The 17,757-nt window shown below is 32.7% G+C and carries 19 protein-coding genes and 3 tRNA genes; 7 read left to right on the top strand and 15 right to left on the bottom strand.

Features of this window, described 5'->3' with window-relative positions; translation table 11 throughout:
• Nucleotides 1–52: 52 nt before the first annotated feature.
• Nucleotides 53–745: a dipeptidase PepE gene (pepE, locus tag ACM39_RS07000; protein ID WP_048510308.1), complete on the bottom strand. Its 693-nt coding sequence runs from the start codon at nucleotides 743–745 to the stop codon at nucleotides 53–55.
• 184 nt (nucleotides 746–929) lie between these two features.
• Between pepE and ACM39_RS06995 the strand changes: the two genes are divergently transcribed.
• Complete coding sequence (locus ACM39_RS06995) at nucleotides 930–1,484, top strand: tetratricopeptide repeat protein (protein WP_048510307.1); 555 nt, start codon at nucleotides 930–932, stop codon at nucleotides 1,482–1,484.
• Nucleotides 1,485–1,522: 38 nt separating this feature from the next.
• Here the strand turns inward: ACM39_RS06995 and ACM39_RS06990 are convergent, their stop codons facing one another.
• Nucleotides 1,523–2,008 carry a YdeI/OmpD-associated family protein gene (locus ACM39_RS06990; RefSeq protein WP_048510306.1) on the bottom strand — a complete coding sequence of 162 codons (486 nt, stop codon included), beginning with the start codon at nucleotides 2,006–2,008 and terminating at the stop codon, nucleotides 1,523–1,525.
• A 177-nt stretch (nucleotides 2,009–2,185) separates the two neighbouring features.
• On the opposite strand from ACM39_RS06990, the gene fsa reads away from it, so the two are divergent.
• Complete coding sequence (fsa, locus tag ACM39_RS06985) at nucleotides 2,186–2,839, top strand: fructose-6-phosphate aldolase (RefSeq protein ID WP_048510305.1); 654 nt, start codon at nucleotides 2,186–2,188, stop codon at nucleotides 2,837–2,839.
• Between the two features lie 174 nt (nucleotides 2,840–3,013).
• On the opposite strand, the gene ACM39_RS06980 is transcribed toward fsa, so the two are convergent.
• The 4 genes from ACM39_RS06980 to ACM39_RS06965 form a co-directional block, all read right to left on the bottom strand.
• Nucleotides 3,014–3,577, bottom strand: coding sequence for a sugar O-acetyltransferase (locus tag ACM39_RS06980; RefSeq protein WP_048510304.1), 564 nt, complete (start codon nucleotides 3,575–3,577; stop codon nucleotides 3,014–3,016).
• A gap of 95 nt (nucleotides 3,578–3,672) precedes the next feature.
• Nucleotides 3,673–4,578 (bottom strand): GLPGLI family protein, encoded by a 906-nt coding sequence (locus ACM39_RS06975; RefSeq protein ID WP_048510303.1) that lies wholly within the window; start codon nucleotides 4,576–4,578, stop codon nucleotides 3,673–3,675.
• Between the two features lie 70 nt (nucleotides 4,579–4,648).
• Nucleotides 4,649–6,472: a M56 family metallopeptidase gene (locus ACM39_RS06970; protein ID WP_048510302.1), complete on the bottom strand. Its 1,824-nt coding sequence runs from the start codon at nucleotides 6,470–6,472 to the stop codon at nucleotides 4,649–4,651.
• Nucleotides 6,473–6,474: 2 nt separating this feature from the next.
• Complete coding sequence (locus ACM39_RS06965; RefSeq protein WP_048510301.1) at nucleotides 6,475–6,840, bottom strand: BlaI/MecI/CopY family transcriptional regulator; 366 nt, start codon at nucleotides 6,838–6,840, stop codon at nucleotides 6,475–6,477.
• A gap of 336 nt (nucleotides 6,841–7,176) precedes the next feature.
• Here ACM39_RS06965 and ACM39_RS06960 point away from each other — a divergent pair, with 336 nt between their 5' ends.
• On the top strand, nucleotides 7,177–7,758 hold the full coding sequence (locus tag ACM39_RS06960; protein WP_048510300.1) for a hypothetical protein: 582 nt from the start codon (nucleotides 7,177–7,179) through the stop codon (nucleotides 7,756–7,758).
• Between the two features lie 183 nt (nucleotides 7,759–7,941).
• On the opposite strand, the gene ACM39_RS06955 is transcribed toward ACM39_RS06960, so the two are convergent.
• The 3 genes from ACM39_RS06955 to ACM39_RS06945 form a co-directional block, all read right to left on the bottom strand.
• Nucleotides 7,942–8,014: transfer RNA gene (locus ACM39_RS06955), tRNA-Met, on the bottom strand.
• Between the two features lie 39 nt (nucleotides 8,015–8,053).
• A tRNA-Met gene (locus tag ACM39_RS06950) sits at nucleotides 8,054–8,126 on the bottom strand.
• Between the two features lie 39 nt (nucleotides 8,127–8,165).
• A tRNA-Met gene (locus ACM39_RS06945) sits at nucleotides 8,166–8,238 on the bottom strand.
• A 101-nt stretch (nucleotides 8,239–8,339) separates the two neighbouring features.
• Here ACM39_RS06945 and ACM39_RS06940 point away from each other — a divergent pair.
• The 4 genes from ACM39_RS06940 to ACM39_RS06925 all read left to right on the top strand — a co-directional run bounded on the left by ACM39_RS06940 (nucleotide 8,340) and on the right by ACM39_RS06925 (nucleotide 10,975).
• Nucleotides 8,340–8,951 carry an L-threonylcarbamoyladenylate synthase gene (locus tag ACM39_RS06940; protein ID WP_048510299.1) on the top strand — a complete coding sequence of 204 codons (612 nt, stop codon included), beginning with the start codon at nucleotides 8,340–8,342 and terminating at the stop codon, nucleotides 8,949–8,951.
• 62 nt (nucleotides 8,952–9,013) lie between these two features.
• Nucleotides 9,014–9,772: a peroxide stress protein YaaA gene (gene yaaA / locus ACM39_RS06935; protein WP_048510298.1), complete on the top strand. Its 759-nt coding sequence runs from the start codon at nucleotides 9,014–9,016 to the stop codon at nucleotides 9,770–9,772.
• Entirely contained in the window at nucleotides 9,773–10,624 is an 852-nt protein-coding gene (gene prmC / locus ACM39_RS06930) for a peptide chain release factor N(5)-glutamine methyltransferase (RefSeq protein ID WP_048510297.1), read from the top strand.
• Nucleotides 10,625–10,690: 66 nt separating this feature from the next.
• Complete coding sequence (locus ACM39_RS06925) at nucleotides 10,691–10,975, top strand: DUF4180 domain-containing protein (protein ID WP_228377070.1); 285 nt, start codon at nucleotides 10,691–10,693, stop codon at nucleotides 10,973–10,975.
• A gap of 26 nt (nucleotides 10,976–11,001) precedes the next feature.
• Here ACM39_RS06925 and ACM39_RS06920 read toward each other — a convergent pair whose 3' ends face one another.
• The 6 genes from ACM39_RS06920 to ACM39_RS06895 form a co-directional block, all read right to left on the bottom strand.
• Entirely contained in the window at nucleotides 11,002–11,985 is a 984-nt protein-coding gene (locus ACM39_RS06920; protein WP_048510296.1) for an NAD-dependent epimerase/dehydratase family protein, read from the bottom strand.
• On the bottom strand, nucleotides 11,982–12,767 hold the full coding sequence (locus tag ACM39_RS06915; protein ID WP_048510295.1) for an SDR family NAD(P)-dependent oxidoreductase: 786 nt from the start codon (nucleotides 12,765–12,767) through the stop codon (nucleotides 11,982–11,984). Before ACM39_RS06915 ends, ACM39_RS06920 begins: the two co-directional genes overlap by 4 nt.
• Before the next feature lie 140 nt (nucleotides 12,768–12,907).
• Entirely contained in the window at nucleotides 12,908–13,999 is a 1,092-nt protein-coding gene (locus tag ACM39_RS06910) for an AraC family transcriptional regulator (RefSeq protein ID WP_048510294.1), read from the bottom strand.
• Nucleotides 14,000–14,031: 32 nt separating this feature from the next.
• On the bottom strand, nucleotides 14,032–14,685 hold the full coding sequence (locus tag ACM39_RS06905; RefSeq protein WP_048510293.1) for a rhomboid family intramembrane serine protease: 654 nt from the start codon (nucleotides 14,683–14,685) through the stop codon (nucleotides 14,032–14,034).
• 6 nt (nucleotides 14,686–14,691) lie between these two features.
• Nucleotides 14,692–17,274 carry a DNA gyrase/topoisomerase IV subunit A gene (locus tag ACM39_RS06900; RefSeq protein ID WP_048510292.1) on the bottom strand — a complete coding sequence of 861 codons (2,583 nt, stop codon included), beginning with the start codon at nucleotides 17,272–17,274 and terminating at the stop codon, nucleotides 14,692–14,694.
• Between the two features lie 6 nt (nucleotides 17,275–17,280).
• Nucleotides 17,281–17,757 carry a hypothetical protein gene (locus tag ACM39_RS06895; protein ID WP_048510291.1) on the bottom strand — a complete coding sequence of 159 codons (477 nt, stop codon included), beginning with the start codon at nucleotides 17,755–17,757 and terminating at the stop codon, nucleotides 17,281–17,283.

The following is a 17,757-nucleotide window of genomic DNA, read 5'->3' as shown; positions in this document are numbered from 1 at the left end:
AAAGTTCACGAAGCGCCTGAAAACCTTTATTCAAATATAATTAAAATAATATTTATAATTCCGAACCTGCTTCTATCTCATAAGGTTCTTTATCTTTCTCAAAAACTCTCGTCAGTTCCTGACCTTCCACAGTAATTTTATTCCCAATCCTTCTGATCCAGTTGCCTTCACGAAGTCCTACAACTTTCAAATTATTTTGAGTTAAAAATTCTTTGATTCTGGTTTCTCTGGTTTCTCCGTTGTGCTTCAAATCCGGATTTGGATCAAGATAATGAGGATTCAAATTAAACGGAACCAATCCCATACAGTCAAAACTTGGAGGGTAAACGATTGGCATATCATTCGTAGTTTTCATATTTGGTCCGCCAATATTACTTCCTGCGCTGCATCCCAGATAAGGTTTTCCACTTGCTATATTTGATCTTAGCACAGACATTAACCCTCCTTCGTGTAACTCTTTAACCAGCAAAAATGTATTTCCGCCGCCTGTAAAAAATCCTTTAGCCTTATGTAAAGCTTCTGTTTTATCTTCAAACTCATGAAGCCCTTTTACTTTAATATTAATTGTTTCAAAAAAAGATTTTGCTTTCGCGGTATAATCATCATGAGAAATTCCGCCCGGACGAGCAAAAGGAATAAAAATTATTTCGTCGATTCCTTCATATAGTTTAATTAATTCTTCTCTTAAATATTCTAAATATTCTCCCCCGAAGAGTGTGGAAGTGGAAGCCAATATGATATTCATATAAATTATATTGATTAAAAGATAGTACATACAAAGATAGCTCAAACAGTAACGAATCAAAAATTAAGCTAAAAAAAACATTTATCCCGTTAATATTTTCTAAAAAAACTTAAAGCTTCTAAATTTTTAATTTTTATGGAATTATTATTGAATTTGAAATACATAATTTGAAAAATGTAAGATTATGAAAATGACTAAAATTAATATCAAAAATCTGTTTTTAGGTTTATTATTTGTAGGAAGTGCAAGCTTTTTAAATGCCCAAACTACTCAGACTGACAGTACAAATAGTACTGCTGCTACAACCCAAACAACAGGTAATACCACTATTGAAGGGCTTAAAAAACAAATTGAAGCCAATCCAAAAGATACAGAATCGTTAGCAAAATTGGCTACAGCATATCAAGAAGCTTCAGACTGGACAAATGCAGTTGAAACTTGGAAAAAAATATCCGCTTTATTACCAGACTGGGCTCCATCGTATTACAGTCAGGCATATGCCTATCAATCTGCTAAGGATGATGCCAATGCAAAACTTTCTTATGAAAAATACATTTCTACTGTAAAACCAGAAGAGGTGGAACAAAATAAAAAAAATCTAGCTTACGCTTATTTTTATATTGCCTTTGCAGAACAGCAAAGCGATCCTGATAAAGCTAAGGAGCATATTGCAAAATCTTTACAGTATGACCCCTCTAATCAGGATGCTATAAAGCTTAGCAAAACATTAAATTCATAAAAAAAGAATCTGGGAAAAATTTTCCCGGATTCTTTTTTTTAATTGATTTTTTTACCAAAAAAGTCAGTTTTACCATGTAAGTGTTTAATGATTTTTTCAATATTTCTATCAATACTTTCTTGAGTTTTTAAGTTATTGATATAACGAACCAACTCCAGTTTTCTTGAAGGAATAAGATTTTCAAAATTTTGCAAAGCTACCGGATTTTCTTTGACAGCTTTATCCAATTGAGGATGTATGGGAATGGTTCTAACTGAGCTGTCAAATTCAATGCATATCCCTATCATTTCACCAACCCGTTTAGGAGAATCTTTTAACATTGTCAAATTAATATACAATCTCCATTCACCCAAATATTTCATTAAGTTTTGCTTAAACTCTTTACCATTTACAGTTCCTTTTACAGGAATCGGGCTTTTATTCTTTCCCGAAGTTTCAAAAATATGCTGTAAAATTTCCTCTGGAATGAAAACAAAAGGATTAATTCCGACGATTTTGAGATGGGCTGTGAAATGATTTTTCATGATCAATATTTTTTTTGTATCAGGCTTTAGAAGCTAAGATAAATTTACAATTTTTTCTTTTTTGTAAAGGAATCTTATATTTCTAATACTAAGCAATTTCTCACTCCTAAACCGCAAATTAAATTTTCCACTCACAAAGGAATGATTATCTTTGCAGGAAATAAATCTAATTAAGAAATGAAATTTTTTATTGACACTGCCAATTTAGAACAAATCAAAGAAGCTAAAGACCTTGGAATTCTTGATGGAGTAACTACAAACCCTTCATTAATGGCCAAAGAAGGCATTCAGGGAGCTGAAGCGATTAAAAATCACTACAAAGCTATCTGTGAAATCGTAGACGGAGATATTTCTGCAGAAGTACTTTCCACAACTTATGACGACATGATCAAAGAAGGGGAAGAATTGGCGGCAATCCATCCAAATATCGTTGTAAAAATCCCAATGATTAAAGATGGAATCAAAGCATTAAAATATTTTTCAGATAAAGGAATCAAAACTAACTGTACATTGATTTTTTCTGCAGGGCAGGCTCTTTTAGCTGCAAAGGCGGGCGCAACGTATGTTTCTCCTTTCTTGGGAAGATTAGATGATATTTCAACTGACGGATTAAACTTAATCCAGGAAATCAGATTGATTTTCGATAATTATATGTACGAAACTGAAATTTTAGCAGCATCTATCCGCCATTCTATGCACATTATCGATTGTGCTAAAATTGGGGCAGATGTTATTACTTCACCACTTCCTCCAATCTTGAGCTTATTGAAACATCCACTGACAGACAGCGGGTTGGCTCAGTTTATTGCAGATTCCCAGAAATTAGCTTAATAATTGACACTTTTAGAATATAAAAATCCCGAAACCTTAGTTTCGGGATTTTGCTTCATTTCAATAAATCTAATTCTAAGAGATTATTTTTTATCTCAGGCTATATATCCACTCCTAAAAATCGAGTCAGTGCAATGATTGTTTTTTAATTTCACGTTTTTTATGTAAAATAATTTAGTATTCTTCAATATTTTTTACAACTTTACAGGGGTTTCCAACAGCTACTACATGATCCGGAATATCTTTCGTAACAACACTCCCAGCGCCGATTACAGAATTATTCCCAATCGTAATTCCTGGTAAAACAACTACATTTCCGCCTAGCCAAACATTATTGCCCACAGTAATTGGACGTGCATATTCTAATCCCTCATTTCTTTGTTTTGTATCTAATGGATGCCCTGCTGTATAAAAACTACAATTCGGACCGATGAAAACATTATCTCCGAACGTGACCTTAGCGCAATCAAGAATAATAAGATTATGATTGGCATAAAAATTCTCTCCGACCTCAATATTGTAGCCGTAATCACACCAGAATGACGGTTCTATGCAAATGTTTTCTTTCGTTTTTCCAAGGATCTTTTTGATGAGTTTATTTCTGTTTTCAGTATCAGAATTTTTAAGCTGATTATATTCAAGACACAAGTCTTTGACAGCGATTCTTTCATTAATTAATTCCTGATCATAATTTGCATTATATAAAAGTCCCTGTTCACATTTCTCTTTCTCAGTCATGATTTAATGATATTTAAATTTAAATATAACAAAGAAAAACAGGACAGAAAAACTTCCATCCTGTTTTGTATTTAAATAAATAATTTTGAGACGGTTTATTTTACCAAATCCGGTTCAATCGGGTTGTTGTTTTTTGCTAAAGTTTCTTTAGTTCTTTTCTCAACATCTCTAAAAACCTGGTTGGGGTCAGAAATTTCTTTACCATCTGCCGTTTTTACCCTAAAGGATATCTTTGTATTGCTGTCACCTCCATTTCTCATCATCATTTCTCTCATATTTTTGGCAGGATCGTTTACGTAAGCTTTCCAAACTTTTTTGTATTGGTCTTTTGTTATTTCAATTTCCTTTCCTCCGATTCCCACAAGTCTTACATTTCCCGGAAGTTCCGTTTCACTTCCTGTAGATGATGATTCTATTTTTTTATTTCCTACCAAAGTCATAATATGAGAACCGGTAGTATCTTCAATCTTTACAATCAGTCCCGGAAGCCCATAAAATTTGTAAGGTCCGTCCTGAAAAGGAATATCCGTAGTAAACCAAGCTATCCAATCTCTTCCGCCATAGCTTGTAGTCGCTTTTTGAGCATTATACTCCCCGATTTTCTGTTTATCTGAAAGTATTTTCCATTCAGGTTTTTGGTCTTCTTTTACCTTATATTGATCCATCGAAACTCTTGTAAGCAAAAAAGTTTTAAAGTCAGGGTATGTTTTTGTTACTTTATAAGAAACCTGCCCGGAGTTTTCTTTTCTGTTCACGCTGATATTTCCGGAACCTCCTTTTATCTGCTTTTGCAAATCAGCCATTGAAGTAGAATCTGATACAAATTTATCCCGGCTGTAATAGTTTGAGCCATTTTTATCAATATCCAGCAACATCATTTCTTTTTTCACATCGTTCTTATCATTAGAATCCGGAATGAATTTATATTCATAAAAAAATCTGTTTACCTGTGCATTTCCCAATACACTTAAAAGTAAAAAAAGTAGAATATTATTTTTCATAATTGTATAAAAAAGGCTCTGCCAATATGTTTTAAAATAATACCGACAAAGCCTGATTGGAACTTTTTAATTATTTTTTCTTTGTTTCAATTCTTATTTCTCCCGAAGGATCGCCATCTTTTGATCTTTTAATAACATTCATATTGGCAATATCATTAGGATTTATGGCATCCAATTCTTGTTTTGAAACCTGCTTACCGTCAATATAAAACTTCATATTATTTGTATCTCCAGAATATTTTTTCAACCCTGTTCCTACTACAATATCAGCATTATTCTTCATTGTTCTTACCCTCACATTTTCAAATTTCATAGGTTTAGCATTAAATGTGTTACTATAAATATACATTCTTCTGTCACCGTCTAAAGCCCTTCTTTCTGCTTCCAGCTTGGCACGCTCACCTTCAAGTTTTGCTCTTTTCTCATCCAGTTTAGCTCTTTCTTTTTCAAGCTTTGCTCTTTTTTTGGCAGTAGCAGCAGATTCTTTAGACTTTTCAGAAGATTTGAAAACCATATCAGTTTCAGGAGACCATTTCATATCTTTAAAACTATATACTTTTACTTTTGGAGCATCCGGTGCATTGGGAGCTGATGGAGGAAGCGGGGCATCAGGAAAATCAAAATTCATTTCAGGCATATCTGGAATTTCGATATTCATATTTTTAAGCTCCGCAACTTTACTCTTCCATTCGTCAGATTTGAAATATTCATTGATTTTTTTTACATCTGCATTATCCATTTTGTAAGCCATTCTAAAGTCATCAGAGCTTGCAATCTTTCCGATTTCCGCTGAAAGAGCACCCAGCTCATCCACATTCTTTTTAAACTCTTTACTTTCAGGTTTTAATTCCTTTAGAGCAGTGCTTTTTTCTTCAATTTTTTTACTCAAATCATTCAACTTTTGCTGAGTTTCTTCCTTTTTAGCCAGTTTTGGTGCAATTACCTCTGTTTTTTGAGCTTTTCCAGGAGCAATCGTGTCTTTCTTAATTTGAGAAACAGCTTTTTCAATTTCTATATTTGTTGCTTTAATTTCCTTGTTTTTAGCATTTACCAAATAAGCAAACGCTACTGAAAATACAATCGGCAATGCAAAAATTCTACGCGCATATCCGAATTTGGTTTTAGGTTTTTGTAACATTTTTAATCGTTTTTTTAGATTTGAACTTAAAAACGGACTGGTCGCAGGCAACTGTGTTCCGGAAAAGTGACTTGCTAAAAGCATCTGCGCAAATGCTTTTGTGTCCGATTGTTTCACGGCTTTTTTATCAGCCAGATACTCGTGGATTAAACTAATTTCTTTTTTGATGATATGAAAGAATGGATTGAACCAGAAAACAGAAGTAATAATTTCAATAAAAATTTTATCGAATGAATGTTTCTGCTCAATATGTACCATTTCGTGTTTCAAAATCTGCTTTCCGATATCTGAATTCAGTGTGATGGAATTCTTCCAGAAAAGATTTTTAAAGTAAGAAAAGGGAGCTTCTGTCAAGTTGGTATGATAAAAATTAATTCCATCAAAACTTTCCTTTTGAAATTGATTTTTAATTTGTTGGATTCTGAAAATCCCATAGATAAACCTTCCTAAAAAATAGAAAGAAACCAATCCCAAACCTGAAAAAATAATTCTAAGATAAATGTGGTCATTGTTTATGTTTTTAGTTGTGTTAAAATTCTGTACCTGATCAATCAGCTTATACAAATCATTGCTTACTTCAATCGTGAAATCTTCGACCTTTATTAAAGGAAGCAGTAACGATATCAACATTGCAGACAATAAATAAAATCTGTTGTAATGATGAAATGTCTTGTCTTTAAGAGACAACTGATAATACAAAAACATTACACCAGAACATAAAATTACTTTTCCAAAGTATAAAAGAATTGCTTCCACGGCTAGTTTTTCTTTTTGAGTTCGTTTAATAGCATTTCAAGATCTTCTACGGTCATTTCATTTTTTTCTACCAAGAATGAAACGGCGCTTTTATAAGATCCTTTAAAATAATTTTTAACAAGGCTTTTCATGGTTTTTCCGGAATATTGCTCCTGTGAGATCATCGGGAAATACTCATGTTGTCTTCCGTATACATTGTAGTCTACGAATTCTTTATCTTTCAATACTTTTAAAATAGTAGAAACAGTGTTGGTATGCGGTTTTGGTTCCGGGAAAAGATCAAGGATATCTTTTAGAAATCCTTTTTCCAAATTCCAAAGGTACTGCATCACTTGTTCTTCTGCTTTTGTTAAAGTCTGAATTTTCATATCCTGTTCATTTTATCATTATTGAGATATAAATTTAATCAAAAATCTATATCACTAAGAAATTAGTTATACAAATGTAAAAATAAAACTGATTCAAACAACTATTTTTTTAGTGATAAAAAATAAAACAATATAAACCACTGATAATCAGAGCAATAAATTTTATTAAAATATGTTAAATTTTTAACATACTAAAATTATCACCTAAATAATCCACAGAAAAAGCCTTCATTTCAATAGAAATTCTTAAAACTTGTTAATTTTTATTAAATAAAATTAAAATGGATTTGTTTAAACTGAGAAATTATATTTATTTTAGTGCTTTAAAAATTTCTCATGAAAAGATATAATTTACTGATTGTACTATTACTACTAATTTTTAACGTTACTACAGCTCAAAAGAAGAACTCTCCTGCTGCAGATTTGAGTATTTTAGGAGAAACTAAATCTAAAATAGAAAAAACAGTTCCGTTGGTTATTCAACATTTACAGACCATTGCTACTAAAGAAGGTGACAATAATATTGTGACAAACGGAAAAACAGCTTTAGGTAAAGAATATGGTGTTATGGAATCTGAATGGTTTTTATACAGAAATAATATGAAAAACTGTATCCTGAATAACTCTTCTAAAAAAGCAAAAAAATGTATGCAGTACCACACTTCAATGTTCAGGGGAACTATGATCAATTACAACAATTATATTACAAACCTTACTAAAAAGAACGGATATTTAGGCGTAGAAGGTGATACAAAATTTGATTTCAAACCTGCTGAAATTTCAACTAAATTAGGTGAGGCATATTTCAATGCAAACAATGCGGCAGCAAGAATGAAAGGAACCCAGAAAACAGAATTTTTAGACCAAACAATGGCTGAAGATAATAACCTCACTCCTTATAATCAACTGGCTCAATAATTATTACACTAAAATACTATATAAAATCCTGCTTTTTCGAAGGTGGGATTTTTTGTAACTGAATATAAAAACGAAAAGAATATTATCAAAACTAATTACTGAATATTGTAATTTATTCGATTGAGAACAAATTCTAAAAATAAAAAAGTGAACCACAAATATGTGGTTCACTTAAACACTTAGTAGCGGGAACCGGACTCGAACCGATGACCTTCGGGTTATGAGCCCGACGAGCTACCTACTGCTCCATCCCGCGGTATATTTTTAGAGTACTTATCGAAAGTACTTAGCTTAGTAGCGGGAACCGGACTCGAACCGATGACCTTCGGGTTATGAGCCCGACGAGCTACCTACTGCTCCATCCCGCGGTGTATCTTTAGAGTGCTTACCGAAAGCACTTAACTTAGTAGCGGGAACCGGACTCGAACCGATGACCTTCGGGTTATGAGCCCGACGAGCTACCTACTGCTCCATCCCGCGATATTGGACTGCAAATATACGGCTATTTTTTGAAAATCCTAATTTTTGTTTTAAATAAAGGACTTTTATGAAAACTATTTTAATATTTGTATCTTTGTACTATGGCAAAGATATTGAAAATTTACCCTGACAATCCTCAGGAAAATCTTATCAACGAAGTAATTAAAACTTTAAATAACGGTGGATTAATTATTTACCCGTCAGATACAGTTTATGCCCTAGGTTGCAATATTTTTGACATAAAAGCCATGGAAAAACTGGCCCAGCTGAAAAAACTGAAGCTTGAAAAATCAAAATTCTCTATTATCTGTAATGATTTAAGCCATCTCTCAGATTTCACAAGACCTATTGATACTTCTGTTTTCAGGTTTTTGAAAAGCCATCTTCCAGGGCCTTTTACTTTTATTCTGGAAGCAAACAAAAATTTACCTTTAGCCTATAAAGGTCATAAAACTATCGGTATCCGTGTTCCGGATCATTCGATTCCTCAACTTATTGTCGAAAAATTAGGCCATCCCATTGCATCAACATCCATTAAAGATGATGACGAAATCATAGAATATTCTACCGATCCTGAATTGATTGCTGAAAAGTATGATCATTTGGTTGACATCGTTATCGATTCCGGTTACGGAGATAACATGGCGTCTACAATTGTAGACCTCACTTCCGGAGAGCCGGAAATTATAAGACAGGGAAAAGGAATTATTTAAATTTAATGGCAAAAAATTAAATATATTAATAATTGCCTATTTTATACACATCTTTATACTTAATGAAAATAGTAACATCTCCTGCGAAATTAATGAACATTGAAAATTCAACAGATTTGTTGAAACTTTCAACACCTAAATTCATTGAAGAAGCAGAATTTATACAAACATATTTAAAACAAAAATCGCCGAAATACCTCTCAGAATTAATGGAAATTTCGCCAAAACTGGCAGATGAAAACTGGGAAAGAAACCAAAACTGGAAATCAAAACCAACCGCTAAGGAATCTGCCCCTGCAATGTTTGCCTTTACAGGTGAGGTCTATAGAGGGCTGGATGCCAAAACATTGGATAAAATAGCGGTAGATTATCTTCAAAAAAATTACAGAATGCTTTCCGGATTATATGGTTTATTAAAACCTTCTGATAAAGTAATGCTTTACAGACTTGAAATGGGAAGACATTTTGAGTTTGATACCTACAAAAATCTCTATGAATTCTGGAGAGAAAAAGTAACGGAACAGCTTAATTCTGAGATGAAAAAGAACGAAATTCTTCTTCACTTAGCCAGTAACGAATATGGAAAAGTAATCGACCGTAAAAAACTGAATCACAAAGTAATAGATTTCGACTTCTACGAAATGAGAGATGGAAAACTGAAAACCATAGTTGTTTATACAAAACACGCAAGAGGTTTGATGGTAAGATTCTGCGCAGAAACCAACGCTCAGACTTTGGATGATGTAAAGGCTTTCAACTATGAAGGTTACTTAATTGACGAAGAAAAATCTACAGATACAAAACTGGTTTTTACAAGATAAATGACAATTTCAGCATTCAAAAATTATTTTAAGACAAAACTTTCTGGCATTTATACAGATTCAGAAAGTGCATTTTTGAGTTCTGTTTTTATTGAAAAAATCGTCGGCTTTGACTCTTTTCATCAGAGACAGTTTTCTGATCATGAATTATTGATAGATGATGAAAAACAGCTCCATCAGGTTATTTCTGAATTAAAAACAAACAAACCTTATCAGTATATTTTAGGTGAGGCAGAATTTTACGGGATGACCTTTTACGTTAATGAAAACGTGCTGGTTCCACGACCTGAAACAGAAGAATTACTGGAATTTGCAATAAAAAAAATACAAAATTCTGAATTTAAAGATCGAATTTTAAAGATCCTTGATATCGGAACAGGAAGTGGAATTATCCCCTTAGTTTTAAAAAAATATTTTCCGAAATCCGAAGTAAGTTCTATCGATTTTTCTGAAAAAGCTTTAGAAACAGCTAAAAAAAATGCAGACTTTCATCATCTGGAAGTTAATTTTATTCATGCTGATTATCTGAATTTTGATTTAAAAGAAAACTTTGACATTATTATTTCAAATCCACCTTATATAGGAATTGATGAAGAACAGGAAATCACTGATTCTGTAAAGGAATTTGAACCTAAAATTGCGCTTTTCTCCCCTACTTCCGATCCTTTGATTTTTTACAGAAAAATAGCAGAAGATTCAAAGAAATATTTAAAAGAAAACGGGCTTTTATTTTTAGAAATTAATCAAAAGTTTGGTACTGAAACTTTAAATTTGTATGCTGACCATTTTTCAGAAGCCTTATTAATAAAGGATTTATCTGAGAACGATCGCTTTATTTTTGGAAGAAAATAATTAAACATGGAAATCAAAACCCACGAAAAAAGCAATATAAGAATCGCAGAAATTATTTCTGATTAGTTGGTTATAAATTCCGTTCAGGATAGTTTAGATTTATTGGGAAATATTTATTACCAGGGGTTTGACAAAGTAATCTTATATGATAAAAATATTTTACCAGAGTTTTTCGATTTAAAAACAAAAATTGCCGGCGAACTGTTACAGAAATTTTCGAATTACCGATTACAACTAATCATTATTGGTGATTTCAGCAAGTATCAAAGCAGAAGTTTAAAAGACTTTATTTTTGAAAGCAATAAGACACAGCTCGTGAATTTCGTTACCCATATCTCGGAAGTATTGTAGCAGAATTTAAATATGAAAAAAATCGTTTAAAAATTTGCGCGGTTCTTCTTTTGATTTTCAAAAAATAATACAGCATCCTCAATTGCTTTTTCTATTGATTGATATTCAATGGCAAGTTTTTCTATCGATTTCTTATTAGAATAGAAATTGTCAATTTGAAGGGCTTTCATATTTACAGAACTGAGGCTGGTTCTCATTTCAAAAACCCTCAAAAAATCCCCTGCAAGCCCTAAAATTCGTAAAATAATGTCTGGGATAGGAATCATTATCGGGTTTTGTTGGGTTAGTTTATTTACTTTTTTGAAAAAACTTTTATATTTCAAATTTTCATTGGCCAAAATATATTTCTCACCATTTTGCCCTTTTTCCAAAGCTTTTAAAATTCCGGCAGCAACATCTTCTACATGAACGAAATTTTTTCCTCCCTCCGGATAAAACACAATTTTTTTATTCCATACCCAAAAAATAATTTTTCCCGAACTTGGTTTATGATCGTAAGCTCCAATCATAAAAGTGGGGTTTAAAATAACAACCTTAGTTTTCTGATTATTTTTTAAAAGAAAATTTTCTGCTTCTAATTTACTTTTAGCATAAAAAGAATGAGTAAAAGGATACTTTTGCGGGGTATTTTCATTTCCTAAATCGCCTAACCTTCCAAAACCCAACGTATTCGCCGAACTCACAAACAAAAACTTTTTCACTCTCGCTTCTTCTGAATGGGAAAATAAATGGACTGCTGCATCGTAATTAATTTTTTTATAATTTTCATAAGAAAGCAGATTTTGTTGGGTTTCCGCAGCAATATGAATCACATAATGTACGTCTTTCAAATATTCCGAAACGTCAGAAAACAGGCTTGCTTCAATTAGTTTCAAGTTCTTATTCTTTTCACCCAAATAACCATTTTTCTTGCGCACCAAAGCAATAACAAAATAACCATCTTGTAATAATTTTATAACAACATTCGCTCCCAAAAGCCCAGTAATACCAGTGACAAAAACTTTTTTCATGCTTCAATTTCTTTTTTAATGGCATTTGTCATTAAAGGTAGTTTAATCCAAATGGGTAAAATTTTCATGACCAGCCAGCTCACCGGATTTACCATAATGACAGAATCTTTTTTGAAAAGCTGATCAATACAGTAATTTGCCACCTTATTGGGATCAAGAAGTGTCAATTTTCCCAGAAAACCTTGTTTTTCAATTCTTTTGCAGACGTCAATATTAGTTTTCATTGCCCCGGGATTGACGACGCTTACAAAAACATTTGTATCTTTCAGCTCTTCATGTAAACCTCTTGAAAACGAATGCACAAAAGTTTTAGATGCAGGATAAACGGTTTTAAAGCCTATTGGAGAAAAAGCAGCCATACTGGAAACATTTAATATATAAGCTTGAGGCTGTTTTAATAAATTAGGTAATAATTGATGTGTCATAAGTGAAGTTGCCATTACATTTACCTGGAGAATATTATTAATATAATTTGGGCTTGCATCTAAAAATTTTCTTGTGCCTCCCAGTCCCGCATTATTAATTAAGATATGAATATCAAATAATTTATTCAGCCAGGCGGTAAGTTTTAAAACGTTTTCATTCATGGAAAGATCAACTTCATAATAATATGTTTTAACATTAAATTTTTCAGAAATCTCTTCGCTAACTTCTTTCAAATGTTGATTGGGAAGACTAATAAGAATAACATTTATATTCTTTTTAGCAAGACTTTCAGCAAATGCTTTTCCTAAACCCTGGCTTGATCCTGTGACTACTGCGTACGACTCTTTGATATTCATAATAAACTTTCTGAGGCAAAATTATCCCCGGAAAGTCCTTTTTATGTTCCAAATTATCAGAGTGAACACATTTTCAAACAAGAAAAATAAAATAATTAATTCCTGAAAATCAAATGCTTACCAATAAAAAAAGTAAGAGTTTATAAATCTGAACTATTTTTAAATTCAGAAGGAGTCTGATTGGTGAATTTTTTAAATGTAGTATTAAAAGACGTTTTTGAATTAAATCCTGATTCGTAAGCAATTCCAAGAATCGAAAGCTTGTGATTATCCTTCAACAGTTTTTTGGCATAATGTATTCTAAACTCATTAACGTATTGGAAAAAATTCTTTTGAAACCCAGTATTGATGACGTAGGACAAATGATGCGTGGAAACAGAAAGTAATTCAGCCAGTTTAATCAAATTAAGTTCGCTGTCAAGATATGGTTTCTGAGTTTCCATTACCTCTTTCAATTGTGTTTTAATTCTCAATAATTCTTCATCGGAAATAAGTTTTCGCTTAATTTCTTCTGTTTCGGAATCATTAATGGAAATCAGTTCTTCACGCTGTTTCTCTTCTGCCGGATAAATTTCTTTTTGTTTTAAAGAATTGTAAGCCACAAAATAAACTACCGATAAAAAGACTGTATTAATAAAAACATTAAGAGAATTTGCATTATATGACAAATTATAAATCACATAAATAATGCTTACGATAAAAATAATAAGAATGATATATTCAAGCCAATTAAGATTAATCCCTTCTGTATTTGCAGAAAATTGCTGAATTTTTTTCTGGTGTTTTCTAATCGTAAAGTATGAAAGCCCTGTATAAAACAAAGCCTGAAAGAGAATCAAACCTATAATAACATACTGAAAGGTGTAAAAACCTGACTCCACGAGCAAAAGGCTTATCAAAAACAGTATAGGAAGAACTGCGTATTTAAAATCTGAAATTTTAAACCTGAAAACAGGATTGGTATAAAATAATACACTGAAATAAAAAACAATAGGCGTTAAAAACTGGATAAAACGGACAAAAAACAATGAGTGGAATTCTATCGTTGAATCAGTCACTAGAAACAGTACTTCATCCAGCCAAAAGGTTGACCATAAGAAAAGAAATATTCCGAACCAGAAATTGGCTTTTTTATTTACCTTTAGAGGGTTGGACAGTTTTAATAAAGACAGCAAAACCAATGAACCATAAATAAGTACAACGATAAAATTGTTTAATTCTGATGCGTTCATTGGTTTTGATATTTTGATGAAAGATAAACCTTTTACCCTATTCTTTTTCTAATAAATATTTCATAAGAAAGATAAATAAGAGGGAGTGCCATAATACCAATATACAAAGCATTATCAATAGCTCTTTCCGGCTGGTTTGCTATCGCATATACTAAACCGAAAAATGCTCCCCCCAAATGCGCTGCGTGGCCAATATTATCGTGTTGTCTCGGATTCAGCATCATATAAACCGAATATCCAAAATATAAAAGTCCAAAAATAAATCCGGGAATTGGGATTGGAATAAAGAAAAGATAAATTCCAATATCAGGTAACATTGCTATTGCTGCAAATAAAATCCCCGAAACTCCTCCGCTTGCCCCAATAGCAGAGTACCAAGGTTGTTTCTGGTAAATGAAAAGCGAAAATATATTACCCAATAAAATAGAGCCCAGATAAATTATCAGGAATCCAATATTTCCAAAGCCCTGTACTACAATTGGGCCAAAGAAATACAACGTCAGCATATTAAACACCAAGTGCATAATATCTGCGTGTAAAAACCCTGCAGAAAGCAAACGAACGTATTCTTTTCTATTTTGAATCGCTCCCACACTGAATTTATATTTTTCAAAAATCCCGATATTATTAAAAGCAATAAAGCTTATAATAGATGTAGCTGCTATGATTAAGATTATAATGTTCATATTCTGTTAATTTTCAGCACTTTCTTCACCTTGAAACAAATCACCAATTATACCTCCGTCTTCGTCACTTTCCGTCGGTTCCGGATCTTCATACACTTCAGGTTCTTCTTCGGGCTCCGGAATTGTGATATTAATGGTTTTCACTTTAAATTTAGTAAATTGATTTCCAATTGCTTTTATTCCTTTTACAGAAATAAATTCATCAATATCAACAGTTTCGGGATCACGATCTTTTCCTTTATCTTTAGCAAAATTAATCTCAGCAGTAGCCCCATTTGCCACAATCACATTTTCGATAAATGATTTTGGATGTTCCGATGGCATGAAAGTCTGTACGTTCGGTGTATTTTCAAACAAGAAACGTTTAATGAAATAAATATCCTTTTCACCATCATAATAAATACACGTCACGGGCTGCTCGGGCTTCCATTTTTCAAGGATTAAATATTCATCATCAAAACGGTTTCCAAGATCAAAGCTCACTAATTTTGCCTCTCCGTTGGTATTGATAGTCAATATTTTGTCATCACCCTTAAAGCTTCCCAACAAAGTTCCTCTAGCATCGGCATTTAGTCTTCTCACCGTTTCGTCATACCATATTCTTCTCGGAGCTAAAGTAGAAACCCCTTCTTCTTTCATATCCACTTTTTTCACTGAATACTTCGTCACCAGATTTCCTTTAGAATCACGACCTTTGATGGCTAATTCAGAAAAATCAATCTCCATTTTATTTTTCCTGATTCTCGGATTGGGTTTTAAAAGAACAGTTACCGTTTCAGCTTCACCATTCGGATTTGCTGAGAAATACAGTATTTCTGAGCCTTTTTTATCCGAAGCTAAAGGATAATCGGTATTTCTCGTAACACCTGTCACAGAGAAACGCTTCATATAATAGGGTCCCTCTCTGCCTTCACGATAAATCATGTTATAGACTGTTCTTTTATCATTTTTCTTCCAAATTGCGACGTGAAGAATATCTTTTCCGATAAAAGTTTTAGCTTCTACTTTTACGACCTTCATGCTTCCGTCTTTTCTGAAAGTGATAATATCATCGATGTCCGAACAGTCAAATAAATATTGGTCTTTTTTTAGAGAAGTTCCAATAAAACCTTCTTCGAAATTGGCATAGAATTTTTCGTTGGCAACGGCAACTTTAGTCGCATCAATAGTATCGAAAATTCTAAGTTCTGTTTTTCTTTGTCTGTCTTTCCCGTATTTTTTTTGAATATTCAAATAATAATCAATCGCATACTGAATGAGATTTGCCAAATTATATTTTACCTGCTCAATCTTTCCTTCAAGAGCTGCAATATTTTCTTTAAATTTATCTAAATCAAACCTCGAAATTCTCTTGATCCTGATTTCAGTCAGTTTTAAGATATCCTCTTCTGTTACAGCTCTCAACAGATGTCCTGTATGAGGTTTTAAACCTATATCAATCGTTTTCAAAACATCTTCCCAGGTTTCAACTTCTTCAATATCATGGTAAATTCTATTTTCAATGAAAATTCTTTCCAATGAAGAGAAGTGCCAGCTTTCCTGCAGCTCATGAAGCTCAATTTCAAGCTCTTTTTTAAGTAAAGAAACTGTATGATCTGTATTTCTCCTTAAAATCTCAGAAACATTCAGAAACATCGGTTTATCACCAACAATGACACAGGCATTCGGGGAAATGGTAACCTGACAATCCGTGAATGCATATAACGCATCAATTGTCTTATCAGGTGAAGAATCATTAGGAAGGTGAATCAGAATTTCTACTTTATCAGAAGTATTGTCCTCGATTTTTTTAATCTTAATTTTACCTTTTTCATTGGCTTTTAAGATAGAATCAATCAAGTCGCCCGTATTTTTGGAAAACGGAAGTTCAGAGATGACTAAAGTATGCTTATCAGTTTGCGTAATTCTGGCTCTGGCTCTTACTTTTCCACCTCTTTGCCCGTCATTATACTCCGAAACATCTAGGAAACCTGCGGTAAGGAAGTCAGGATATAACTCAAACTTTTTACCTTTTAAATGGGCAACAGAAGCATTAATTAATTCATTAAAATTATGCGGGAGAATCTTCGTAGAAAGACCAACTCCAATTCCCTCAACTCCCTGAGCAAGAAGCAAAGGAAATTTTACCGGTAAATCGATAGGCTCATTATTTCTTCCGTCATAAGATTTTGTCCATTCCGTTGTTTTAGGATTAAAAACAACTTCAAGCGCGAAAGGTGTCAATCTCGCTTCAATATATCTCGCTGCCGCCGCCGAATCGCCTGTATAGATATTCCCCCAGTTTCCCTGAGTATCTATCAAAAGTTCTCTCTGCCCTATACCTACCATAGCATCCGTAATAGAAGCATCACCATGAGGGTGATATTTCATGGTATTTCCTACAATGTTGGCAACTTTATTATATCGCCCGTCTTCCAGCTCACGCATAGAATGCATGATTCTTCGTTGTACAGGCTTAAAACCATCAAAAACTGATGGAATTGCCCTGTCTAATATTACATAAGAAGCATAATCCAGAAACCAGTCTTTGTAAAGCCCGGAAACTTTTCTTAAGCTCTCACCTTCATGCGAGTGTTCTTCTGTCATCATTTACATTTAATCCTTTTTCTCATTATTAGTTTTTACAACTTTATTTAAAGAGAGTTTTAAATCGTTTATTTCTTTTTTCGTTAAATAAGAAATTTCATATTTCAACATTGTTGTCCCGCTATTTTTACTTGAAATTGTAATATATAGCCGTTTAACAAAAAAAATAGTTATAATCTCATAGCTTATTAATTTATACTTAGGAAATTCATCATGTAAAGGCTTACTTAAAAAGGGAATGATATTTCTGTTCTTAAAATTGAGAGCTTCCCCATCACTATCATATTCAAAAATCTGTCTCCCGTTCAGATAAAACAGTGTAAGCAAAATAATAGGAATGATTAAAAATAAATAACTCTCCATTCCCAAAACATTAAACCTAAATTCCTCAAGTAAAAAAGCTGCAATACCCCCCGCCAGAATCATTATCAGTATTGTGTTGACAAAACTGTATATTGAGGCTTTAGTCCGATTGCTTAGTCTCAT

Origin of the sequence: Chryseobacterium sp. FH2 (assembly GCF_001045455.1) — a bacterium.
Lineage (GTDB): Bacteria > Bacteroidota > Bacteroidia > Flavobacteriales > Weeksellaceae > Chryseobacterium.
This window is presented reverse-complemented; position numbering and strand designations above follow the sequence as displayed.

Bases quoted from the DNA above. Each gene is read 5' to 3' on its own strand.
- pepE (WP_048510308.1), bottom strand. From the start codon at position 745: ATGAATATCATATTGGCTTCCACTTCCACACTCTTCGGGGGAGAATAT.
- ACM39_RS06995 (WP_048510307.1), top strand. From the start codon at position 930: ATGAAAATGACTAAAATTAATATCAAAAATCTGTTTTTAGGTTTATTA.
- ACM39_RS06990 (WP_048510306.1), bottom strand. From the start codon at position 2,008: ATGAAAAATCATTTCACAGCCCATCTCAAAATCGTCGGAATTAATCCT.
- fsa (WP_048510305.1), top strand. From the start codon at position 2,186: ATGAAATTTTTTATTGACACTGCCAATTTAGAACAAATCAAAGAAGCT.
- ACM39_RS06980 (WP_048510304.1), bottom strand. From the start codon at position 3,577: ATGACTGAGAAAGAGAAATGTGAACAGGGACTTTTATATAATGCAAAT.
- ACM39_RS06975 (WP_048510303.1), bottom strand. From the start codon at position 4,578: ATGAAAAATAATATTCTACTTTTTTTACTTTTAAGTGTATTGGGAAAT.
- ACM39_RS06965 (WP_048510301.1), bottom strand. From the start codon at position 6,840: ATGAAAATTCAGACTTTAACAAAAGCAGAAGAACAAGTGATGCAGTAC.
- ACM39_RS06960 (WP_048510300.1), top strand. From the start codon at position 7,177: ATGAAAAGATATAATTTACTGATTGTACTATTACTACTAATTTTTAAC.
- ACM39_RS06940 (WP_048510299.1), top strand. From the start codon at position 8,340: ATGGCAAAGATATTGAAAATTTACCCTGACAATCCTCAGGAAAATCTT.
- yaaA (WP_048510298.1), top strand. From the start codon at position 9,014: ATGAAAATAGTAACATCTCCTGCGAAATTAATGAACATTGAAAATTCA.
- prmC (WP_048510297.1), top strand. From the start codon at position 9,773: ATGACAATTTCAGCATTCAAAAATTATTTTAAGACAAAACTTTCTGGC.
- ACM39_RS06920 (WP_048510296.1), bottom strand. From the start codon at position 11,985: ATGAAAAAAGTTTTTGTCACTGGTATTACTGGGCTTTTGGGAGCGAAT.
- ACM39_RS06915 (WP_048510295.1), bottom strand. From the start codon at position 12,767: ATGAATATCAAAGAGTCGTACGCAGTAGTCACAGGATCAAGCCAGGGT.
- ACM39_RS06910 (WP_048510294.1), bottom strand. From the start codon at position 13,999: ATGAACGCATCAGAATTAAACAATTTTATCGTTGTACTTATTTATGGT.
- ACM39_RS06905 (WP_048510293.1), bottom strand. From the start codon at position 14,685: ATGAACATTATAATCTTAATCATAGCAGCTACATCTATTATAAGCTTT.
- ACM39_RS06900 (WP_048510292.1), bottom strand. From the start codon at position 17,274: ATGATGACAGAAGAACACTCGCATGAAGGTGAGAGCTTAAGAAAAGTT.
- ACM39_RS06895 (WP_048510291.1), bottom strand. From the start codon at position 17,757: ATGAGACTAAGCAATCGGACTAAAGCCTCAATATACAGTTTTGTCAAC.